This is a genomic window from Mesorhizobium sp. M4B.F.Ca.ET.089.01.1.1 (genome assembly GCF_004022605.1).
GTDB lineage: Bacteria > Pseudomonadota > Alphaproteobacteria > Rhizobiales > Rhizobiaceae > Mesorhizobium > Mesorhizobium abyssinicae.
In genome coordinates this window covers 1-3703 of record NZ_RZOS01000512.1, presented here as the reverse complement: position 1 = coordinate 3703, position 3703 = coordinate 1, and the positions used below count along the sequence as shown (strand labels likewise).

The following is a 3703-nucleotide window of genomic DNA, read 5'->3' as shown; positions in this document are numbered from 1 at the left end:
GTTCCTATCTTGCCAGGCTGAGGCGCGCGTCATGCTGCCGCGCCGCAGGGGGTCGATCATCAACATCGCCTCGATGTCGGGCTCGATCGTCAATCGCGGGCTGACGCAGGCGCACTACAATTCCTCGAAGGCGGCCGTGATCCACATGTCGAAAAGCCTCGCCATGGAGTGGGCCGACCGCGGCCTGCGCGTCAACGTCGTCAGCCCCGGCTACACGCTGACGCCGATGAACAAGCGGCCGGAGGTGGCCGAGCAGATAAAAATCTTCAAGCGCGACACGCCGATGGGCCGCATGGCGACGCCGGAAGAGATGGTCGGACCGACCGTGTTCCTGGCGGCCCGCGCCTCGAGTTTCGTCACCGGCATCGACCTCATCGTCGATGGCGGCTTCGTCTGCTGGTAGGAGAGAAGATGCAGAAGCGCTTTGAAGGAAAGACGGCGGTCGTCACGGGCGCCAGCGGCGGCATCGGCGCGGCGATGGCGAAACGCTTCGCGGCGGAGGGCGCCGCGGTCGTGGTCAGCGCCATCGATCCGCGCGTGGACGAGGTCGCGGCAGGCCTCAAGGCGGCGGGCGCGAAGGTTGCCTCGATGCGCATGGATGTAACCAGGAAGGACGAGGTCGCGGCACTCTACGACCTCGCCGAAAAGGAATTCGGCCGCGTCGACATCTCGGTGCAGAACGCCGGCGTCATCACCATCGCCAGGATCGAAGCGATGACCGAGGCCGAGTGGGACAAGGTGCTGGCCGTGAACACCAAGGGCGTGTTCCTGTGCTGCCAGGAAGCGATCGGGCGCATGCGCAAGCATGGCGAGGGCGGCCGACTGATCAACACCGCGTCGGGCCAGGCGCGGCAGGGTTTTATCTACACGCCGCACTATGCGGCCTCGAAATTCGGCGTCGTCGGCATCACCCAGAGCCTCGCCAAGGAAGTGGCCAAGGAGAAGATCACCGTCAACGCCATCTGCCCCGGCATCATCGACACCGACATGTGGGCCTATAACGACACCGCCTGGGGCAAGCTGCTCGGCGACTACAAGCCGGGCGAGTTGATGGCGGAGTGGGTGAAGAACATCCCGATGGGCCGTGCCGGTAGCGGCGAGGACGTCTCCGGGCTGGTCAGCTTCCTCGCCAGCGACGATGCGGCCTACATCACCGGCCAGACCATCAATGTCGATGGCGGCCTGATCATGTCCTGAGGCTGTCGGATTGCGCATCGCTCAGTGCGTTTGTGCGTTGCGCGACATGAACCTTGGTATATATAATTTCATCCTGTGAAACGGCTTCGGCTCGCCGCATGGCGCGCCGGGCCTCGATCATGGGACCTTGATGGCTCGCATGCTCAAGAGCGCCGCGCTGGCGGCGATCGAAGCGCGGATGACTGCCCCGGCAGCCATCGACGGGCGGCCATGACGCGGCCTCGCTCCGGACGGCACCTTCATCCTGGCATCACCTCACCCTTTCGCGCCGGCTTCAGTGCCGGATGGGCGCTTGCGCAGCGACCGGCTTTTCCAACACAATCATAAAAAGACCAGAAGAAGGGAACGACCGATAATCCTCTAGAGCTTGACAGGAGAACAAGCATGTCACTTCGGAGCATGATTTCGACAGCATCAATGGGAGCCCTAACGCTTGCCCTGGCAAGCGCACTGACGCCGGCAGCGCAAGCCGCCGCGCCTGAATCCAGCGATCCGATCAAGATCGCCCTGTTCGACTGGACCAGCGTCAACCTCAACGCCAAGATTCTTGGCGGCATCCTCGAAAAGCTCGGCTACACGGTCGAATACCCGACCGCCGATTACCTCTCCAGCCTGACCACCGGCCTCACCAATGGCGACCTCGATGTCGGCCTGGAATTCTGGGACACGACCGCCGGCGAAGCCATGAAGGCCTCCGACGCCACCGGACAGACCGAGCGGCTGGGCAAGCTCGGCCCGAAGGCCAAGGAAGAATGGTGGTTCCCCGAATACATGAAGGAGAAATGCCCCGGCCTGCCCAACTGGGAAGCGCTGAAGGACCCGAAATGCGCCGAGGCCTTCTCGACGGCCGAGACAACGCCGAAGGGCCGCTACCTCGGCGGCCCGGTGACCTGGGAGGGCTTTGACGACGAGCGCGTCGAGGCGCTGAAACTGCCCTTCACCGTCATCCATGCCGGCACCGACGCGGCGATGTTCGCCGAGCTCGATTCCGCCTATCAGCGCAAGGCGCCGATCATGCTGTGGATCTATTCGCCGCACTGGGCGCCGGCCAAGTACAAGGGCGAGTGGGTCGAATTCCCCGAATACACGCCGGAGTGCTACACCGACCCCAAATGGGGCACCAACCCCGACGCCAAATACGACTGCGGCAAGCCGCATGGCGAAATCTGGAAATATGCCTGGGGCGGCATGAAGGAGAAATGGCCGGTCGCCTACAAGGTGGCCAAGGCCTATACGATCGACACCGACGAGCTCAACAAGATGAGCGGCGACATCGACCTCAACGGCAAGACGCCGGAAGAGGTCGCCGCCGCCTGGATCGCCGCCCACGAGGCCGACTGGAAGGCCTGGGCGCAGTGACCGTTCCGACTGGAAATTGCGAGACCCGGCCGGGCATGGCCGGGTCTCTACTGCCCGTTCCAGAAGGACGAATGCATGAGCGACGCGACTGAACCGCAGGCCGCAGGTGCGCCCAGGGATGCGCGCCCGATAAAGCTTGCCTGCCGCAATGTCTGGAAGCTGTTCGGCGCCAATGCCGCGAGCTTCATCCGCGAGCGCGCCGGCAAGGCGAGCCCCACCGACATCGCGGCGGCGGGACTGGTCGGCGCGGTACGCGCCGTCGACCTCGAGATCCGCCAGGGCGAGATCTTCATCATCATGGGGCTGTCCGGCTCAGGCAAGTCGACGCTGGTGCGCTGCATGTCGCGGCTGGTCGAGCCGAGCCATGGCAAGGTCGAATTCGAAGGCAAGGACCTGCTCAAGATTTCCGATGCGGCGCTGATCGAGCTCAGACGCCACCGCATGGGCATGGTGTTCCAGAATTTCGCGCTGCTGCCGCATCTCAACGTGCTCGACAATATCGCCTTTCCCTTGAGCATCCAGGGACAGGACCGGGCGACGCGAGAGGCCCGCGCCCGCGAGGTGATCGAGCTCGTCGGCCTGCGCGGGCGCGAGCATTTCTATCCGCGCGAACTTTCCGGCGGCCAGCAGCAGCGCGTCGGCATCGCGCGCAGCCTCGCCACCAAGCCGGAGATCTGGTTCCTCGACGAGCCGTTCTCGGCGCTCGATCCGCTGATCCGCCGCGAGATGCAGGACGAATTGATGCGGCTGCAAACGATGCTGCACAAGACCATCGTCTTCATCACCCATGATTTCGACGAGGCGATCCGGCTCGCCGACCGCATCGCCATCATGAAGGATGGCGAGGTCATCCAGACCGGCACACCGGAAGAACTGGTGGTCAATCCGGCGACCGACTATGTCGCCGAGTTCACCCGCGACGTCGACCGCGCCAAGGTGATCTCGGCGAGGAGCCTGATGCGCGCCTGCGGCGGCGCCGAGCATGGCGGCACAGTCTCGCCGGAGGCGAAGATTGCCAGCTTCTCGGCCGGTATCGTCGCGGCCGGCAAGCCCTTCGCCGTGATCAACGGAAGCGGCAAGCCGATCGGCGAAGTGACGCCGCAAGCGGTGATCGACCTGCTCGCCGGCATCGAGCGCAGCGGAGCCG

4 protein-coding genes are annotated in these 3703 nt (G+C 64.5%); all 4 read left to right on the top strand.

Annotated elements, in window-relative coordinates; all coding sequences use genetic code 11:
- Positions 1-403: SDR family oxidoreductase (locus tag EN780_RS29650; RefSeq protein ID WP_128276068.1), on the top strand; the 403-nt coding region annotated here is incomplete at its 5' end.
- Between the two features lie 8 nt (positions 404-411).
- Entirely contained in the window at positions 412-1197 is a 786-nt protein-coding gene (locus EN780_RS29645; protein WP_128276067.1) for a glucose 1-dehydrogenase, read from the top strand.
- A gap of 384 nt (positions 1198-1581) precedes the next feature.
- Positions 1582-2556: an ABC transporter substrate-binding protein gene (locus tag EN780_RS29640; RefSeq protein ID WP_127282592.1), complete on the top strand. Its 975-nt coding sequence runs from the start codon at positions 1582-1584 to the stop codon at positions 2554-2556.
- Between the two features lie 75 nt (positions 2557-2631).
- A partial coding sequence (locus EN780_RS29635; RefSeq protein ID WP_133372768.1) for a glycine betaine/L-proline ABC transporter ATP-binding protein occupies positions 2632-3703 on the top strand: 1072 nt, incomplete at its 3' end.

Coding starts and splice junctions, on each gene's coding strand:
- EN780_RS29645 (WP_128276067.1), top strand. CDS start 412: ATGCAGAAGCGCTTTGAAGGAAAGACGGCGGTCGTCACGGGCGCCAGC.
- EN780_RS29640 (WP_127282592.1), top strand. CDS start 1,582: ATGTCACTTCGGAGCATGATTTCGACAGCATCAATGGGAGCCCTAACG.